The sequence below is a fragment of the Kurthia sibirica genome (assembly GCF_003143975.1).
Taxonomy (GTDB): Bacteria; Bacillota; Bacilli; order Bacillales_A; family Planococcaceae; genus Kurthia; species Kurthia sibirica.
On record NZ_QFVR01000027.1, the window covers coordinates 19120 to 35623 of the forward strand.

Sequence of the window (16504 nt, forward strand, 5' to 3'; positions counted from 1 at the left end):
CACACTATTCAAGGCTTGTCTTGTAGTTATTGCCATGCAAAGCTTTAAAATATCAGCTATACTGACTTTAATCACATTGATTCATTCGAAAGGAGAATTCTTTTGACGCAAGTATTACTTATTTTTTTACCGGTAGTTTGCGCTCTACTCATACCGTTATTGTTTAAAAAACTTCCTTCGATACACACTGGGTGGTTCGTCTTGCTCGTACCAGCTTCTTTAGCGGTATATTATGCAACCTTCGTGACGAAGCTTGAAAATCATGGTCCTTATACGTCAACTTTTCATTGGGTAAAATCTTTAGATTTATCTTTCACCTCGTATATCGATGGGTTGAGCTTACTTTTTTCTTTACTAATCACCGGGATAGGGGCGCTCGTTGTTCTGTATTCCATCTTTTATCTGGACAAGAACAAAGAACAGTTGCACAATTTCTATTTCTACTTGCTTATGTTTATGACAGCAATGCTTGGAGTTGTTCAATCAGATCACTTAATTAGCCTTTATCTATTTTGGGAGCTAACATCTATATCATCCTTTTTACTAATTGGTTATTGGTATAATCGCGATAAATCAAGATTTGGCGCACTCAAATCGATGATGATTACTGTTTTTGGTGGATTAATGATGTTGGGTGGGTTTTTATTAGTTGCTAATATGGGTGATACATATTCCATTCGTGACTTAGTGGCTCAAGCTCCTACTTTAGCGAGCTCACCTTATTTTGTATTGGCTTTAGTACTTATTTTACTTGGAGCCTTTACAAAATCGGCTCAGTTCCCATTTTATATATGGTTACCTGATGCAATGGAAGCTCCAACACCGGTTAGTGCCTATTTACACTCTGCGACAATGGTCAAAGCAGGTATTTATTTAGTCGCTCGACTGACCCCAATATTCGCTATTAGTGAATATTGGATTTGGCTTGTACTCGGCAGTGGACTGATTACATTATTCTGGGGATCTTTCTTTGCACTCAAGCAAACGGACCTCAAAGGGATTCTCGCATTTTCTACAGTTAGTCAGCTCGGTCTTATCATGTCGATGCTCGGTGCTGCAGCTATCTCACTACATGTTGATGGCGGGTCTTCTGCTATCTTCAAATTTGCAGCTTTCGCAGCGATTTTCCACCTCATCAATCACGCTACTTTTAAAGGGAGTCTCTTTATGATTGCTGGTATTGTCGATCATGAAACAGGCACACGTGATATACGTAAACTTGGTGGCTTGATGAGTCTGATGCCTATCAGTTTTACCGTCGCTGCAATTGGTAGTTTATCGATGGCGGGTCTTCCCCCATTTAACGGTTTCTTGAGCAAAGAGTTATTTTTCACTTCGATGCTTGCTTTAAAAGAGTTCACATTATTCAATTTTGACACATGGGGAGCGATCATCCCTATCATAGCTTGGGTCGCAAGCGTCTTCACTTTTGCTTATTGTTTGTATTTCCTTTACAACACCTTCATTGCGAAAAGTGATTATAAAGAACTTCCTAAAAAACCTCATGAAGCACCATTTGGCATGCTAATTTCGCCTATTATTTTAGCGAGTTTTGTCGTTATTATTTTCTTCATCCCTAATATAATTGGTAAGTATTTCGTCAAACCGGCCGTATTAGCTATCCAACCGCAACTTTATCGTTCTGCTAGTGAGATCGATATTACAGTCAAAGCTTTCCACGGTTTTAAATCGACGGAACTCTGGATGACGATAGCAGTTGTCATTGTTGGTTTCATCTTATTTTCAACGATGAAAAAATGGCGGAAAATTTATACACTCGTGCCAGAAAAATGGTCCTTCAATCATTTATATGACCAACTAATGCTCGCTGCTGATGTTGGCAGTAAAAAATTGTCCAATCTATATATGACAGGTGCTATTAGACATTATTTAATGTATATGTTCGCTTGTATTGTAGCGCTTGTAGTAACAACATTATTCCTCAAGGATGGTTTCAAATTCAGTTTTGCACATACAGCAAAAATCGGTATTTTTGAAGTAGCCATCGTGATCGTTTTAATCGTCGGTACGTTGACCGTACTATTAGCAAAATCAAGATTAACAGCGATTATTGCGCTCGGAGCAGTCGGTTATTCTGTGGCGTTATTTTTCATCATCTTCAATGCGCCTGACTTAGCCTTGACTCAACTTGTAATCGAAACGGTATCCGTCGCATTATTCTTACTAGCGTTTTACCATTTACCGAAGCGATATCGTATAGAAGAGCGCATGCCTTTTAAAATCAATAACTTTTTAATCGCTCTAGGCGTAGGCATCATGGTGACCTTGTTGGCACTTTCTGCGCAATCTCAAAAACTTATTCCTTCTATTAGTCAGTATTACAAAGATACGGTCTTTACAGAAGCTGGCGGTGGTAATATCGTCAATGTTATTCTCGTAGATTACCGTGGCTTTGATACATTATTTGAAATTACCGTACTATCAATTGCTGGGATGGCGATTATCGGTATGATTAAGCTTCGTTTATCTCGAAAGGAGAAGAAATCACATGAAAATGAATAATGTCATTTTGAAAACGACGACACAGGTTGTTTTCTTCATCATCTTCCTCTTCTCGATTCATATTTTTTTAGCGGGGCATTTTGCTCCTGGAGGCGGCTTCGTTGGAGGTTTATTAACAGCTAGTGCCCTCGTTCTTCTCTTGTTAACATACGATTTAAAAACGGTGAAGAATCTCTTGCCAATTAACTATATGACATTGACAGCAGTTGGCTTACTACTTGCTTTAGGCACAGCTAGTTTATCTGCATTTTTTGGAGAGGCCTTCTTCATGCATTATTTTGACCATTTTAATATTCCTTTACTTGGTGACACCGAACTACATACTGCGATGATTTTCGATTTAGGTGTGTATTTTGTTGTCGTAGGTGTCACGATGATTATCATTCAATCAATTGGAGGCGATGAATAGTGGAAGTTTTAATGGCCTTTGTAATCGGCTTCTTATTCATGGCTGCCGTATATCTTATTTTATCTAAAAGTATTTTACGTATTATTATCGGTACAGGTTTATTGAGCCACGGTGCTCATCTCTTGATTTTAACAATGGGTGGATTAACGAACGATGCGCCACCCGTTTTAGCTGAAGGGGCTAAAAATATGGCCGATCCTTTACCTCAAGCATTAATTTTAACAGCGATTGTTATTAGCTTTGGTGTTACTGCCTTTTTCCTTGTACTAGCCTATCGTGCATACCAGGAATTAGGTACTGATAATATCGATGAATTGAGGGGGAAATTAAAGGATGACTAACTTTTTACTATTGCCAATCATACTTCCTTTCTTGACAGCGATTTTGTTGATGTTCGCTCCTAAAAACATCATCTATCAACGCACTTTGACGATGATTGGTCTCATTATTACAACAGGCTGTTCACTGGCACTTATCCAGATCGTACACACATCAGGTATTCAGGTCGTCACATTTGGTAATTGGCCTGCACCATTTGGTATTTCGATGGTCGCTGATATGGTTGCTGTCTTGCTTATTACAACAAGTGTCATCATTACATTATTTACAGTGGTATACAGTTTTAAATCCATTGGCATTGCACGTGAAAAATTCTTCTATTACCCTGGTGTATTATTAATGCTTACTGGTGTCAATGGCGCATTCATGACTGGTGATATTTTCAATTTATTCGTCTTTTTCGAAGTGTTACTTATGGCTTCTTATTTATTAAGTGTCATCGGAGGCGAAAAAAAACAATTACGTGAATCGATGAAATATATTTTAGTAAATGTCGTTTCATCTGCTTTATTTGTCATCACAGTTGCCCTACTCTATTCGGTAGTTGGCACATTAAATATGGCTGATATTTCGGTGAAAATCGCAGAAATCAATCAGCCAGGAATCATTACAACAATCGGTATTTTATTTTTAGTGGTCTTCGGTTTGAAGGCAGCTATTTTCCCCTTGTTCTTTTGGTTACCGAGCTCTTATGCCGCACCCCCTGTTCCTGTACTCGCACTATTTGGCGCGCTGCTAACGAAGGTCGGTGTTTACGCAATTATGCGTACATATACTTTGTTCTTCGTTCATGATATTGGCTATACCCATATGATTCTACTGGTATTGAGTGTACTTACTATTTTAGCTGGTTGTATTGGCGCACTTTCAACATTCAATGTTAAAAATATTATTATTTATAATATTGTGATTGCAGTCGGTGTCATTTTATTTGGTGTAGCTCAAATGAATGATACTAGCATGATTGGTGCAATGTATTATCTCGTCCATGATATGTTAATAAAAGCAGCATTATTTTTCCTAGTCGGTATTATGATTTTCTTAACGGGTACGGAAAATCTACGGAAAATGGGCGGTATGATGCGTAGCTATCCATCATTGGCATGGACCTATTTAATTGCTGCATTTGGTCTAGCTGGTATTCCACCTTTAAGTGGCTTTATCGGAAAAATGCTCATCGTAAAAGGTGGATTTGAAGCGGATCATATTTGGTCTAGTATCTGGATATTATTATCGAGTTTAGTTGTTTTACTATCTGTTATTCGCATCTTCATCTACGGTTTTTGGGGCGAAGAAAAACGTCTTGTCGCAGTCGAAAAACGTCAAGGTTACTGGCGTCTGTATATTCCAGCTACCATCTTAGTTGCGATTACTGTCTTTTATGGTGTTGGTGCTGAATGGATCATGCCTTATATGCGTGATGCAGCTGACGTACTATTAAATCCATCTGTTTATACAGATGCAGTATTGAAGGAGTGATAAGAAAATGGCTATTCAAATACTACTCAATTTCTTTATCGCCCTCATTTGGATGTTCCTGTCGATTAACTTCACAGGTCAAGGCTTGATCATCGGCTACTTATTAGGGCTTGTTATGCTTTATATTATGCGCAATATGTTTACTAGTCGCTTTTATCTCCATCGTCTTTGGGCAGTGATCAAACTAACTTGTTTATTTTTCAAAGAATTATGGCTAGCAAATATTGCCGTAGTGAAAATTGCACTGGCTACAAAAAACACAATGGAACCCGCATTTTTTGAATACCCAACAGTCCTTGAAAAAGATTGGGAAGTGACATTATTATCAAGTCTAATCACCCTAACGCCGGGGACGATTGTCGTACATGTATCGGATGATTCCAAGCTGTTATATATCCATGCTATCGATATAGATGATGTGGACGCCACAATTCGATCTATTAAAGATTCATTTGAAGAAGCTATTTTGGAGGTGAGTCGCTCATGATGAACTTCATACTTGCTATGATTATCCTCATCTCATTAGCACTTATCGGGCTCGTGTATCGCCTTGTTAAAGGTCCTTCAGCTCCTGACCGTGTCATCGCACTCGATTCAATCGGTGTATCTGTCATTGCACTTGTCGGATTATTTTCGATTTATGTCGAAACGAGTTTTTATATCGATATTGCATTGTTACTTGCTATACTATCGTTTATCGGTACAATTGCCTTTTCTAAATTTATAGAGAAGGGAGAGATTATTGACCGTGATGATTCTAATTAATACGTTAATCATTCTTAGCATCGCGCTAGGCACGTTTTTCATAATCGTGACAGCAATCGGCTTAATTCGATTTCCAGACGTTTATACACGTGCTCATGCGGCTTCTAAAAGCGCGACGCTTGGTGTCATGTTTATACTGATTGGTGCATTTATCTATTTTTGGGCCGAAGAAGGTGTCTACAATCCACGCTTATTACTAGGGATTCTCTTTTTGTTTATCACAGGACCAGTCGGTGGTCATCTGATGGCTCGTGCAGCTTACTTCTCTGGTGTTAAGCCTTGGAAGGGGACAGTTAAAGACGACCTAAAAAAAGAATATGATCGCAAAAAGGCATGTGAAAAATAACTATAAAAGCCAGCAATCTCAAAAGTTGCTGGCTTTTTCTCTGTAGAAAATGAGGCTCACTGTCAAATTGAGGTTCTATTGCAAAGTTTAAAACCTCACCAAATTTCAAGGACATGACTTTTCTTCTGAATTTCAAGCAGCAAGTAAACTTTGCAACAGAAGCGTAAATACGATAGAACGAAAAAACACGCCGACAATTAACATGTCGACGTGTTGCGTATGAAAAGTATTATTCACTCTGTGCTGCTTTTCGTTCAATATACGTTGCCAAAGAGCGTACCATAACTCCCGTACCACCTTTAGGTCCTAAATCATATGCCGATGAAGTATCGGATGTACCAGCAATATCAAGATGAATCCATGGTGTATCTCCTACAAATTCACCGACAAAGCCACCACCAAAAATCATATGACCATCACCACCTGGTGAATTGTTTAAATCTGCGACATCTGATTTACGAATACGTTTTTTATCATTTGATGTCAGTGGCATTAACCAAGTAAATTCCCCTGCTTCCTCTGTAGCCTCTAGGAATGAATCATAAAATACTTGATCATTTGTGAGTGCACCTGTTTTATCAAAACCAAGTGCTGTAATGACACCTCCTGTTAGTGTCGCAAGGTCAATAATCGCAGTTGCACCTTGTTGTTTAGCATAAGATACGGCGTCAGCCAACACTAAACGACCTTCCGCATCCGTATTTAGAATCTCTACCGTTTTACCGCTGTATGTTGTTATCACATCATCTGGTTTGAATGCATTACCATCTATCATATTATCCGTTGACCCAATAACTGCCATGACATTTTGATCGGGGCGCAGTTCACCGATAATACGCATGGCACCTAGTACTGCAGCTGCTCCGCCCATATCACCTTTCATACCAACGATGCCTGTTTTTGTTTTGATGGAGTAACCGCCTGTATCAAATGTGACTCCTTTACCAACAAATGTGACAACGTCATCCCAATGATCTTTTGGATTGTATTTGATCGTAATAAGACGCGGTTCTTCTTTAGAGCCTTTATTGACTGCTAAAATTGCCCCCATCCCTAATTCTTCAAGTTGTGCTTTGTCTAGAATTTCGATATCAAAATCATAGGTTTCAGCAAGTTCTTTTGCGTAATTTGCTAATGCAGTAGCTGTTAAAATATTACCTGGTTCATTGATTAATTTACGTGCTTCATTAACAGCTGTTGCATAAATTTCACCGACCTCTAAAGACGCAATAATACTTGTAAGATCTGCCTTTGTAATTATCTTCAATTCATCCAAATGTACATCTGCTAAATTATTGTCCGTTTTATAATTCGCTACAGTATACGCGCCCATACCCATACCTTCTGTTGCGATAATCGCTGCATCTGTCGCTGGAATTTCTTCCGTAATAAATGAATCTAACCAAAGCGCTGCATTCTCGACACGCATAGCGTTCAACTGTTTGCCAACTAAACCAAATGCTTCACGCAGTTCTGTTGGTGATATTATTTTACGATTACCTAAGCCGACATATAGCACACGTTTCACAGCAACTTTATCACTATAATTAGGTATTTTAGTTATCTTTTTCAATTCAGGGTTAATATCGTGATCCTTTAGCCATGTATTCACTTGTTCACCAAATAGCGTAATATAATTTGACCACTCTGCGACATGGTCTTGGTGTTGTGATACACCGACGATTAAAACATCTGCTTCAATTGTGTCGAAATTGTACTGTTCTTTTGAAAATTGCATGTGAATTCCTCCATTTTATTAGTGCGTGTTTTACAGGTTATTATGGTATATTGACGTTACTAACCGTTGTCTTGAAAGGATCTGACTGAATATGAGTATATTTCATAATACACCCTTAATGTTAGCAGTTTTTGCTATATTTTTTGCCCAACTGATTAAAATACCCATTTATGGTATTGTTGAAAAAAAATTTCAGCCAAGCTTCTTCCTATCTACGGGTGGTATGCCTAGTTCACATTCGGCTGCAGTAAGTGCTTTGACTACTGCGATCGGCTTTGAAGCAGGAATGGATTCCCCACTCTTTGCTGTATCAGCAGTTTTTGCAATTATTGTCATGTTTGATGCAACAGGTATACGTTTTCAAGCAGGCCAGCATGCTCTTATTATCAATGAATTACGACGAGATTTCCAACATTTGATTCGTGAAGCGAAAGATTGGCCAGAAAAAGATAGCCAAGAGAAAGTAAAAGAATTAAAAACATTATTAGGACATAAAAAAAGTGAAATGGTTTTTGGTGCCATTACTGGTATTTTAATCAGTATCATTTACTATAATTTCTTCTAAAAAAATGAGCCTGAACAAACGTATTTTCAACAAAGAAAATCCCGTATGATTTTTCGAAATCATACGGGATTATTCATTTCAATTCAATCAATTTCCGCTTCAAAAAACGCTTTCCACGGACATGGCTTCACACGCCTTGTCACTGCGTTCCTGTGGGATTTTCAGCGCATTCAATTGATTTGATGATTCGTATGTGAGACAGACTATTTTTGTTCTGTCTCAGCCTCATTTTTTAATTAAAACATTTGATAGCCGTTTTTCCTCAATAACTTGATAACGATACCAGAAATAATCGCTCCGACTAGGCCACTCGCTAAAATGATGACATCCGAACTTTGCAAGCTTATTAAACGCTGCCATAGTTGTGGAAATGCTGTTCCTGGTTGGAAAAAATAATCTAAAAACTTTACTTTATCAATAATTAAAATAACGATGATTGGATAAATAAAGGCCATTAACCATGTCACTCTTAATAGCATATTTAATAAAAAGCCAATTCCAAAAAAAAGCACGACAAAAATTAGTATTGATAAAACCAATTGTATAATTGAAATGCTACCACCCATGTCAGAAACCTCCAATATGTATTGCCATTAGTTTACATGATTGGTTGTTATCTTTCAAATATGACAATCATTTTAAAAAAATAATTTATACTCTGTATAACCAAAAACATTATCCTTGTCTAATTCAGATAATGTTTTTGGTTTTGCCGTTAATTCTAAGGCCATTAATTCCATGATCATCAATGATGTTCGTTCATCTTTTTTTAGAAGCTCTGGTGACATCCAACATGCCTCATACAATTCGTTTAACTGTGGCACTATTTGTTGTTCCATAGAATTTGCTGTCAACAAAAATACTGCCATATTATCGCTAATATCATATTTTATAACACCTGTTCGAAAGCCTAAAAGCCCTTGAATAGAAGGTTTGACATTTGTTTCTTCTTCTAACTCACGTAGACAAGCTTGATCGACCGTTTCCCCGGGCTGCACAAAACCTGCCGGCAAAGACCATTTACCATCGAGGCCACTATAACGTTTTCTGACGACAAGCCATTCACCATTTTCATTGATGACTAAACCTGCAACGCCTAACCAAACTCTCGTATGTTCACTTTTTTCCATCAGCCATCTTCCTTTCTCTATAACCTATCCTTTCATATTAATAGATTCCCTCTTTTTACGCACTTCATACACCTAAATAAAAAAACCCAATCAGCTGACGCTGATTGGGTTTTTTGTACGTTTTACTATTAGCAATTACCTGGAGTACCTGCTTTAGTCGCTGTACGGAATGATGTTCCGCAGCCACATGAAGCTGTAGCATTTGGATTGTCGATTGTGAAACCGCCGCCCATAAGTGATTGTTTATAATCAATTACTGTGCCGTTTAAAATATCTGCATCTGCTTTTGAAACGATTATATTTAATCCGAATTCATTCAACTCGAAATCATCTTCTTGTTTTTCAGTATCAAAGCCCATGCCATATGTGAGACCACTACAGCCACCACCTTTAATCGAAACACGTAAGTATGAATTTTCTTCTTCGTTATTTTTCATCATTTCTTTAATATGAAATACCGCTGATTCGGTAATATCTACAATTTGTGTCATATGCTTCACCTTCTTTCTATATTCTATCATATCAATTTTACAGCAAAGAGTAAAATATCTTCTCTCATGTTATATACGCCCTTTTCCAATGTCTATATGGTATAATAGTCTTATACCATATATAAGAAGTGGGGACTGTTAATATGGAAATTATTCCTTATTTTGATAAACTAATGACATGTATTCATTGTCAAAAAGACTTTACTACTACTAAAATACGGAAATCCACTATAAAACTTGAGCATACTGACTCGGATTTTAGAGCTGTCTATAAAACTGTGAATCCTATGTACTATAATGTCTTCGTATGTGAACATTGCGGCTTAGCTTTTACAGAAGATTTCTCAAAATACTTTGCACCAGGCTCAGCCGACATGCTTAAAAAAAGAATTTGTGATCACTGGGAGCCTCACTCATTTAGTGGTGAAAGATCTTTAATTCAAGCGATTCAGACTTATCAATTGGCCATTATTTGTGGTGAAATAAAAAAAGAAAAACATATTATCTTAGCAGGACTTGCCCTTAGAACAGCATGGTTGTATCGAGAGCAAGATAAAATCGAGTGGGAGCTACGTTTTTTAGAAAGTGCACGAGAAGAATATATTGAAAGCTACTTAGTCGGCGATTATGCTGGTTCCACTATGACAGAATTAAAAGTACTCTTTTTAGTCGGTGAATTATCACGTAGACTGGGTGATTTCACCATGGCTACTAAATATTTTTCTAAAATAATTGAACAACAAAATACGACGACTGAAATAAGTATTTTGAAAAAAACAAAGGCTATTTGGCAGGAAATGCGCGACAATAAAAAAGATTGACACGCATACTCTGCCATCTATCATAATACAAAAAAACAGGGACATCGAACAAATCGACGTCCCTGTTATCTATTTAGAATACTTGTTCAACCTCTACAACGCCTGGTACTTCTTCTAATAATGCGCGTTCAATACCAGCTTTAAGTGTAATTGTAGAACTTGGGCAGCTACCGCATGCTCCTAGTAAACGTAGTTTTACGATTCCATCTTCAATGTCGACTAATTCACAGTCACCGCCGTCACGTAAAAGGAACGGACGTAATTTATCTAATACTTCTTGTACTTGTTCTGTCATGTTATATCGACTCCTTTCCCTAAAATCATTATAATCTGTGCACTAGTAAAATGAAAGTATTTCTCACTGATATTTTCTACTGTCACATATTATAAGCATACCTTATTAAGAAAATAATTCAACAAGCTTCAGCCAAAAGTATGAAGTTATTTCAAACATTCTTTATCATTTAGAATGAAGTAATTGAAAAAAAAACTATTTAATAGTACGCTATAATTGAACATCAAATATACTAACAAAGCGAGGTTGATTTACTATGTCAGAGCATGCTGTTATTGTCGAAATACTCGGTGCTAGCATTCAATGTGCAAGCTGCGTGAATGCACCATCTTCCATTGATACATATGAATGGTTGGAAGCTGCAATCGGTCGTAAATACCCTGACCAACCCTTTACAATTACATATATTAATATTGAAGAACCGATTGTAGATGCACGTCATATGGAATGGGTAGAAAAGATTAATAATGACGAACTTTTCTACCCTCTTGTTCTCGTGAATAATACAGTCGTTGGTGAGGGCTTCATTCAACTCCCACCTGTTTATAAAGCACTTGAACAATTTGGTTTTCAAGCACCCGCTAAATAACAAATAGAGGTTTGCATGCTGATCCTCACATCGTCAACCAAAGAACAGGCATCAGCTAGTCCAAAGTGGACTAGCTGATGCCTGTTTCTCATTGAATAATGGCTTAACCGTTTTGGTTTTTATACATCCAAAGTAGCCCTGATTTCATTAAGCGAGCAATACGTCCCGTAACAGTTGTATCTGCTAAATAAACAAAACCTTGTTTTTTGCCTAATGCACCCATGAAACCTTTTAATTTAATATCTGGCATTTTTTCTGGTAATGTCTCATTTGCCCAAATGCGCTTAAGTGTAACAACAATTTGTTCACCCTGTTCTTCAGCAAGCTGGGCACTTGGTCCAAATTGAGATGCTGCACAATCACCTACGATGTATACAGATGAATCTATCGGTAATTGCATATACTGATTGACCGCTACACGACCTTGTTTTAACTCGACTCCAGCCATATTGCGTACGACGCTAACTGGACGAATACCTGCTGTCCATACAACAAGATCTACATTAATTTGATCCTCGTGATTAAAAAGTGCTGTTTTTTCGACTTTTTTAATATTCGAGTTTGCAATTACTTCTACGTTATTTTTATCGAACCATTTTTGAACATATTTTGACAGACGTTCTGGAAAGTCTTTTAAAATACGTGGGCCACGATCAAATAATTTAATTTTTAAATCTGAACGACTTTCACGTAATTCTGATGCTAATTCAATACCCGATAGTCCAGCTCCAACAACACCTATTGTTGCGCCAGAAGGTAATGCTGATATAGCATCATATGCTTTTCGTGATTTTGCCATCGTTTGAATGCTCAATGAATTTTCCGCTGCGCCAGGTACATTATGATAATTATCTTCACAACCAAGGCCAACAACTAGATCATCATAGGCAATTTTTTTGCCATCTTCTAATAGCACCATTTTTTGTTGACGGTCAATTTCAGTTACTTCTCCATAAACAATCGATAAACGCTCATGCTCCGGAAAAGCTACGCGCATATGTGTTTCTGGCGTAGTACCAGCCGCTAGGGCGTAAAATTCTGTTTTCAAGCTATGATATGGCGCTCGGTCGATTAGCGTAATTTGAACGTCCTGTGGCAAGTTATTTGGTAAAAGGCGCAATAGGATGCGCATATTACCATATCCACCACCTAATAGTACTAGGTTTTTCATAGAATTCTCCTTTAATATGTCTATTTCGTTACAATAATTAGTATCCATTAAGAGTATAAACGATTGTGATTAATTTCACAATATCTTTGTGATAAATTTCACAAATGAATTTGATTAATTGACGAATGCCTAAAAAAATAGTACTATCCCTTGTAGAGACGAGGTGACGTAATATGAATCCATTAGTAGAATTTTGCGTCAGCAACCTAGTGAATGGCTCACAAGATACTTTTGAAACATTAGAAAATGACCCGAATATTGATGTACTTGAATACGGTTGCTTAAGTTATTGTACCCGTTGTTCAGATACTTTATATGCATTAGTTAATGGCGAGATGGTAGAAGCTGATACTCCTGAAGAGCTGACGAAGAAAATTTATCAATTTATTGAAGAAAATCCACTATTTTAATATAGTATTTAACAACATAAAATCCCAGTGCCTGACGATTTATTTGTCAGGCACTGGGATTTTTTTATAATTCATGTAATGTTTGCATCGTATATGTAGCTGGTTGCTCTTTTTTCAATAGTTCAGCTGTCGATGTAACACCTGTATTCACATGCAATGTATCAATGCCAAAATGTACGCCCGCTAAAATATCCGTATCATAATTGTCTCCGATCATAATCATACGGTCTTTTTCGAGATTAAAACTACGTTGAAGCATTTGAAGCATATGTGGTTCTGGTTTTCCGATAAACAAGGGCGTCTTATTTGTGACCGCACTAATGAGGTTTACAAGACTGCCATTCCCCGGTACAAAACCACGTTCTCTTGGCACTTTAATATCGCTATTCGTAGCGATGTAAAGCGCATCATTTTGAAGTTGATAACAAGCTTCTTCTATTTTTTCATAGGTAATATGAAAATCAATACCTTGTACGACAATATCAGCATGGTCGTCTAGTATTTGGATACCCTCGGCAAGCAACGCTTGTCTTAAACCATCTTCGCCTACCATATAGACGGTTTTTTGTGGATAATGCAATGCGATATACTTTGCTGTAGCAATTGCAGATGTCATAATGTGATCCAGTTCTAGCTCAATCCCCATCCCTGACATTTTGTCATATATTTGCTGCTGTGTCATCTTTGCATTATTCGTCACATAAAATGGCTTCACGCCACTTTTGCGCAAACGTTTTATAGCTTGAAGCGCCTCTGGAATAACTTCCTGACCATGATAGACAGTACCATCTAAATCAAAGCAATAAGCAGTATATGTTTTCATGTTATTTTTCCTCTGGGATAAAGGCTGTAACAACAATACCTGCTTCTTTTTTAACAAACGCTTCAACAGCTGGTTTAAATTGTTTTAATATTGGTAACACCTCATTTAAAGTGGTGATTAAGGCTGTAACATCAACTTCCAATACATCACGAACTAATACACGACGATGGCTAATCAATTGTTTGATTGGTGCATCCATGTCTGCTGTAATCACTTTTTCATCTACTAAAATATCTATAATATCTTCATAACTTCCTGGGTCACGCATAATAAAGCCATCAATCATCGTGTTACCTACATCGATAATCGCTTCAATTAAAACGTTTGCGATCCGTGCAACGGCTAGTTCACTCACTGTATCTTTGGCCCAATTTGGCTGCGATTCAAATGTTGTTAATAAAGAATCCATATAATTTAAATTATTGGTAATTTTTTTACTGTCGATGAAATACAAAGTACTTCCTCCATTCAAATAAATAATGTTGATAGTTCGCTCCCTTCTATAGTACCATATCTTTATGTACGGAAGGAGTGCGATGAATTATGGAAAGATTTTTCTTATATGATGATCAAGAAGAAACCAATACTCGTTTTGTAAGCTTTATGGGTGAAAATCAGCGCTATGATTTAGCCATTATGCAAAGTGCACGCTTCTACGGGAAAATACTCGTTTTAGATATGCAATACAGCCGTTTTGCCATCATCGGTTCAGATGATTTAGATGAACCGGGTTACTTGGAGCATGTTTTTAATCGTCCACCAGATGAAGCGCAAGAGCTGCGCGACTATTTACATGAATTAGTCCATTAAACAACTAGTAAAGCCTCCTACAATGATGTAGGAGGCTTTACTAGTTGTTTTGTCTTTCACTCGAAAAGATTCTACACGAAATAACAGTAGCGAAGAATAAAAAAAGCAGAACCAGTCTACTTAAAGAATGTTCTGCTGTTTTATTATTGTTGAGTTGGCGTTTCATCATCAGTTGCAACAGGTTGCTCTGCTTCTATATCTAGAGATGCTTCTGTCGTATTTTCTTCAACTGGTGTTTCTTTCTCTACAATGGGGTCTTCCGTCTGAATTTTAACGGCTTCCCCTTTCTTTAAAATAAAGTAAGCTGCGCCAAAATTACAATATTCATACAAGTAATCTTGGAATGTACCTATTTTTGTATCAAATGTTGCTTTTGTATTTTGATCATCATAAAAACCTTTTAAACGAAGTTGACCATAACCCCAATCACCAACGATAAAATCATATTTTGCTAGTATATCGCTAAAACGGTTTGTAAAGTCTTCTTCTGTAAATGCTTCTCTATAATCTTTTTCAATCGTATATTCAAAAGAGCCCGCAATAATCATGTCATCATCCTCCAATTATGAAAGATTCGTGCTTATTGATTAAGCATTTGACGTTGTTTTGTAGCAGCATTCACTTGCTCATCAGCATGGTAGCTACTGCGCACTAAAGGACCCGCTTCACAATGACTGAAGCCTTTATCCATCGCTATCTTACGCAACTTACCAAATTCGAGTGGAGAATAATACTTCTTAACTGCAATATGCTTTTTCGTAGGTTGTAAATACTGACCAATCGTCATAATATCTACATTGTTGGCACGTAAATCATCCATCACTTCTATAATTTCTTCTTCCGTCTCCCCTAATCCTATCATAAGTGACGACTTAGTTGGAATTTCTGGCTGCATTTCTTTTGAACGACGTAAAAATTCTAGCGAACGATCGTAGGTTGCACGTGCACGTACTCGTTTTGTTAAACTACGCACCGTTTCAATATTATGATTCAAAATATCCGGTTTTGCATCCATTAAAATTTGTAAATTCTCCTCAATCCCACCCATATCAGATGGTAAAACTTCCACAGATGTTTGTGGGCTTTTACGTCTTATAGCACGAACTGTCTCCGCCAAAACACTCGCTCCGCCATCTTTTAAATCATCACGAGCTACTACTGTTATAACAACATGCTTAAGATTCATTAGTACAACAGAATCTGCAACACGTTCTGGTTCTTGAAGGTCTAATTCATTTGGTAAACCAGTTTTCACCGCACAAAAACGACAAGCGCGCGTGCAAATATCACCTAAAATCATGAATGTGGCAGTTCGTCTTTCACCCCAACACTCATGTATATTAGGACATCTCGCTTCCTCACACACTGTATGTAAATTTTTCTCGCGCATCATTTTTTTTAATCCACGATATTCATCATTCGTATTCAATTTAATTTTTAACCAATCGGGTTTACGCATATGTTCCTCTTTATTTGGCTTACAAGATGACACAGACATTCAGCTCCCATCACTATTTAAAATTCCTCTTTACTGTGACAATGTACCATAAACAACCAGCTGTGACAACTTTCATTTTTGGAATTTTTGTCCTATTTCATTTACATCCCATACTCTAATCAGAGTAGTTTAATAGGTTTAAGAAAACCATATAAAAAAAGAGTCATTCTCACAGTGGACTGCTCCCTGTCAAGTAGACAGCGGAAATAATAAAAATTGAACTAAGCGGCTTGAGCTCTGAATTCTAGAGGGCTCAGGCCGTTTAGTCGTTTTTGATAACGTTGATGATTGTAGAAGTGAAT

Annotated in this window: 22 protein-coding genes and 1 pseudogene; 12 read left to right on the forward strand and 11 right to left on the reverse strand. The window is 37.3% G+C overall.

Annotation, left to right across the window (positions count from 1 at the left end):
- Positions 1 to 102 precede the first annotated feature (102 nt).
- The 7 genes from DEX24_RS14930 to mnhG are packed head-to-tail and all read left to right on the forward strand — an operon-like array spanning position 103 to position 5861.
- Positions 103 to 2523: a Na+/H+ antiporter subunit A gene (locus DEX24_RS14930; RefSeq protein WP_109307215.1), complete on the forward strand. Its 2421-nt coding sequence runs from the start codon at positions 103 to 105 to the stop codon at positions 2521 to 2523.
- Complete coding sequence (locus DEX24_RS14935; RefSeq protein WP_109307216.1) at positions 2510 to 2932, forward strand: Na(+)/H(+) antiporter subunit B; 423 nt, start codon at positions 2510 to 2512, stop codon at positions 2930 to 2932. The genes DEX24_RS14930 and DEX24_RS14935 overlap by 14 nt, the downstream gene beginning before the upstream one ends.
- On the forward strand, positions 2932 to 3273 hold the full coding sequence (locus DEX24_RS14940; protein WP_109307217.1) for a Na(+)/H(+) antiporter subunit C: 342 nt from the start codon (positions 2932 to 2934) through the stop codon (positions 3271 to 3273). Before DEX24_RS14935 ends, DEX24_RS14940 begins: the two co-directional genes overlap by 1 nt.
- Complete coding sequence (locus DEX24_RS14945) at positions 3266 to 4750, forward strand: Na+/H+ antiporter subunit D (RefSeq protein WP_109307218.1); 1485 nt, start codon at positions 3266 to 3268, stop codon at positions 4748 to 4750. The genes DEX24_RS14940 and DEX24_RS14945 overlap by 8 nt, the downstream gene beginning before the upstream one ends.
- Before the next feature lie 7 nt (positions 4751 to 4757).
- Positions 4758 to 5237 carry a Na+/H+ antiporter subunit E gene (locus DEX24_RS14950; RefSeq protein WP_109307219.1) on the forward strand — a complete coding sequence of 160 codons (480 nt, stop codon included), beginning with the start codon at positions 4758 to 4760 and terminating at the stop codon, positions 5235 to 5237.
- Positions 5234 to 5515, forward strand: a complete 282-nt coding sequence (locus DEX24_RS14955) for a Na(+)/H(+) antiporter subunit F1 (protein WP_109307220.1) — start codon at positions 5234 to 5236, stop codon at positions 5513 to 5515. The genes DEX24_RS14950 and DEX24_RS14955 overlap by 4 nt, the downstream gene beginning before the upstream one ends.
- Positions 5499 to 5861, forward strand: coding sequence for a monovalent cation/H(+) antiporter subunit G (gene mnhG, locus DEX24_RS14960; RefSeq protein ID WP_109307221.1), 363 nt, complete (start codon positions 5499 to 5501; stop codon positions 5859 to 5861). Before DEX24_RS14955 ends, mnhG begins: the two co-directional genes overlap by 17 nt.
- Before the next feature lie 229 nt (positions 5862 to 6090).
- Here the strand turns inward: mnhG and DEX24_RS14965 are convergent, their stop codons facing one another.
- Positions 6091 to 7599 (reverse strand): leucyl aminopeptidase, encoded by a 1509-nt coding sequence (locus DEX24_RS14965; protein ID WP_109307222.1) that lies wholly within the window; start codon positions 7597 to 7599, stop codon positions 6091 to 6093.
- Positions 7600 to 7690: 91 nt separating this feature from the next.
- Here DEX24_RS14965 and DEX24_RS14970 point away from each other — a divergent pair, with 91 nt between their 5' ends.
- Complete coding sequence (locus tag DEX24_RS14970; protein ID WP_186819623.1) at positions 7691 to 8164, forward strand: divergent PAP2 family protein; 474 nt, start codon at positions 7691 to 7693, stop codon at positions 8162 to 8164.
- 236 nt (positions 8165 to 8400) lie between these two features.
- Here DEX24_RS14970 and DEX24_RS14975 read toward each other — a convergent pair whose 3' ends face one another.
- From DEX24_RS14975 to DEX24_RS14985, 3 genes are all read right to left on the reverse strand, one after another.
- A complete protein-coding gene (locus DEX24_RS14975) occupies positions 8401 to 8730 on the reverse strand; it encodes a YuiB family protein (protein ID WP_109307224.1) in 330 nt (109 codons plus the stop codon).
- A gap of 72 nt (positions 8731 to 8802) precedes the next feature.
- Complete coding sequence (locus DEX24_RS14980) at positions 8803 to 9294, reverse strand: NUDIX domain-containing protein (RefSeq protein WP_109307225.1); 492 nt, start codon at positions 9292 to 9294, stop codon at positions 8803 to 8805.
- A gap of 128 nt (positions 9295 to 9422) precedes the next feature.
- Positions 9423 to 9785, reverse strand: a complete 363-nt coding sequence (locus tag DEX24_RS14985) for a HesB/IscA family protein (protein ID WP_109307226.1) — start codon at positions 9783 to 9785, stop codon at positions 9423 to 9425.
- A gap of 143 nt (positions 9786 to 9928) precedes the next feature.
- Here DEX24_RS14985 and DEX24_RS14990 point away from each other — a divergent pair, with 143 nt between their 5' ends.
- Positions 9929 to 10606 carry a DUF2225 domain-containing protein gene (locus tag DEX24_RS14990; protein ID WP_109307227.1) on the forward strand — a complete coding sequence of 226 codons (678 nt, stop codon included), beginning with the start codon at positions 9929 to 9931 and terminating at the stop codon, positions 10604 to 10606.
- Positions 10607 to 10679: 73 nt separating this feature from the next.
- Here the strand turns inward: DEX24_RS14990 and DEX24_RS14995 are convergent.
- Positions 10680 to 10901: pseudogene (locus DEX24_RS14995) on the reverse strand (NifU family protein); the annotation flags it as partial.
- Positions 10902 to 11157: 256 nt separating this feature from the next.
- Between DEX24_RS14995 and DEX24_RS15000 the strand changes: the two are divergent.
- Positions 11158 to 11490 (forward strand): YuzD family protein, encoded by a 333-nt coding sequence (locus DEX24_RS15000; protein ID WP_109307229.1) that lies wholly within the window; start codon positions 11158 to 11160, stop codon positions 11488 to 11490.
- 103 nt (positions 11491 to 11593) lie between these two features.
- On the opposite strand, the gene DEX24_RS15005 is transcribed toward DEX24_RS15000, so the two are convergent.
- Positions 11594 to 12661 (reverse strand): NAD(P)/FAD-dependent oxidoreductase, encoded by a 1068-nt coding sequence (locus DEX24_RS15005; RefSeq protein ID WP_109307230.1) that lies wholly within the window; start codon positions 12659 to 12661, stop codon positions 11594 to 11596.
- A 173-nt stretch (positions 12662 to 12834) separates the two neighbouring features.
- Here DEX24_RS15005 and DEX24_RS15010 point away from each other — a divergent pair, with 173 nt between their 5' ends.
- Positions 12835 to 13071: a YuzB family protein gene (locus DEX24_RS15010; protein WP_109307231.1), complete on the forward strand. Its 237-nt coding sequence runs from the start codon at positions 12835 to 12837 to the stop codon at positions 13069 to 13071.
- Positions 13072 to 13135: 64 nt separating this feature from the next.
- Here the strand turns inward: DEX24_RS15010 and DEX24_RS15015 are convergent, their stop codons facing one another.
- The gene (locus DEX24_RS15015; RefSeq protein ID WP_109307232.1) at positions 13136 to 13894 is read right to left on the reverse strand and encodes a TIGR01457 family HAD-type hydrolase; all 759 of its coding nucleotides are present in this window, start codon (positions 13892 to 13894) and stop codon (positions 13136 to 13138) included.
- A gap of 1 nt (position 13895) precedes the next feature.
- Complete coding sequence (locus tag DEX24_RS15020; protein ID WP_109307233.1) at positions 13896 to 14348, reverse strand: DUF86 domain-containing protein; 453 nt, start codon at positions 14346 to 14348, stop codon at positions 13896 to 13898.
- A gap of 89 nt (positions 14349 to 14437) precedes the next feature.
- On the opposite strand from DEX24_RS15020, the gene DEX24_RS15025 reads away from it, so the two are divergent.
- A complete protein-coding gene (locus tag DEX24_RS15025) occupies positions 14438 to 14704 on the forward strand; it encodes a DUF3055 domain-containing protein (protein WP_109307234.1) in 267 nt (88 codons plus the stop codon).
- 143 nt (positions 14705 to 14847) lie between these two features.
- On the opposite strand, the gene DEX24_RS15030 is transcribed toward DEX24_RS15025, so the two are convergent.
- The 3 genes from DEX24_RS15030 to DEX24_RS17900 form a co-directional block, all read right to left on the reverse strand.
- Positions 14848 to 15252, reverse strand: coding sequence for a YutD family protein (locus DEX24_RS15030; protein WP_109307235.1), 405 nt, complete (start codon positions 15250 to 15252; stop codon positions 14848 to 14850).
- Positions 15253 to 15284: 32 nt separating this feature from the next.
- The gene (gene lipA / locus DEX24_RS15035) at positions 15285 to 16196 is read right to left on the reverse strand and encodes a lipoyl synthase (protein ID WP_109307238.1); all 912 of its coding nucleotides are present in this window, start codon (positions 16194 to 16196) and stop codon (positions 15285 to 15287) included.
- A 227-nt stretch (positions 16197 to 16423) separates the two neighbouring features.
- Positions 16424 to 16504: IS3 family transposase (locus tag DEX24_RS17900; protein WP_146193002.1), on the reverse strand; the 81-nt coding region annotated here is incomplete at its 5' end.

Excerpts from the sequence above, each read along its gene's own strand:
- DEX24_RS14935 (WP_109307216.1), top strand. The coding sequence starts at position 2,510 with ATGAAAATGAATAATGTCATTTTGAAAACGACGACACAGGTTGTTTTC.
- DEX24_RS14945 (WP_109307218.1), top strand. The coding sequence starts at position 3,266 with ATGACTAACTTTTTACTATTGCCAATCATACTTCCTTTCTTGACAGCG.
- DEX24_RS14950 (WP_109307219.1), top strand. The coding sequence starts at position 4,758 with ATGGCTATTCAAATACTACTCAATTTCTTTATCGCCCTCATTTGGATG.
- DEX24_RS14955 (WP_109307220.1), top strand. The coding sequence starts at position 5,234 with ATGATGAACTTCATACTTGCTATGATTATCCTCATCTCATTAGCACTT.
- DEX24_RS14965 (WP_109307222.1), bottom strand. The coding sequence starts at position 7,599 with ATGCAATTTTCAAAAGAACAGTACAATTTCGACACAATTGAAGCAGAT.
- DEX24_RS14970 (WP_186819623.1), top strand. The coding sequence starts at position 7,691 with ATGAGTATATTTCATAATACACCCTTAATGTTAGCAGTTTTTGCTATA.
- DEX24_RS14975 (WP_109307224.1), bottom strand. The coding sequence starts at position 8,730 with ATGGGTGGTAGCATTTCAATTATACAATTGGTTTTATCAATACTAATT.
- DEX24_RS14980 (WP_109307225.1), bottom strand. The coding sequence starts at position 9,294 with ATGGAAAAAAGTGAACATACGAGAGTTTGGTTAGGCGTTGCAGGTTTA.
- DEX24_RS14985 (WP_109307226.1), bottom strand. The coding sequence starts at position 9,785 with ATGACACAAATTGTAGATATTACCGAATCAGCGGTATTTCATATTAAA.
- DEX24_RS14990 (WP_109307227.1), top strand. The coding sequence starts at position 9,929 with ATGGAAATTATTCCTTATTTTGATAAACTAATGACATGTATTCATTGT.
- DEX24_RS15000 (WP_109307229.1), top strand. The coding sequence starts at position 11,158 with ATGTCAGAGCATGCTGTTATTGTCGAAATACTCGGTGCTAGCATTCAA.
- DEX24_RS15005 (WP_109307230.1), bottom strand. The coding sequence starts at position 12,661 with ATGAAAAACCTAGTACTATTAGGTGGTGGATATGGTAATATGCGCATC.
- DEX24_RS15010 (WP_109307231.1), top strand. The coding sequence starts at position 12,835 with ATGAATCCATTAGTAGAATTTTGCGTCAGCAACCTAGTGAATGGCTCA.
- DEX24_RS15015 (WP_109307232.1), bottom strand. The coding sequence starts at position 13,894 with ATGAAAACATATACTGCTTATTGCTTTGATTTAGATGGTACTGTCTAT.
- DEX24_RS15025 (WP_109307234.1), top strand. The coding sequence starts at position 14,438 with ATGGAAAGATTTTTCTTATATGATGATCAAGAAGAAACCAATACTCGT.
- DEX24_RS15030 (WP_109307235.1), bottom strand. The coding sequence starts at position 15,252 with ATGATTATTGCGGGCTCTTTTGAATATACGATTGAAAAAGATTATAGA.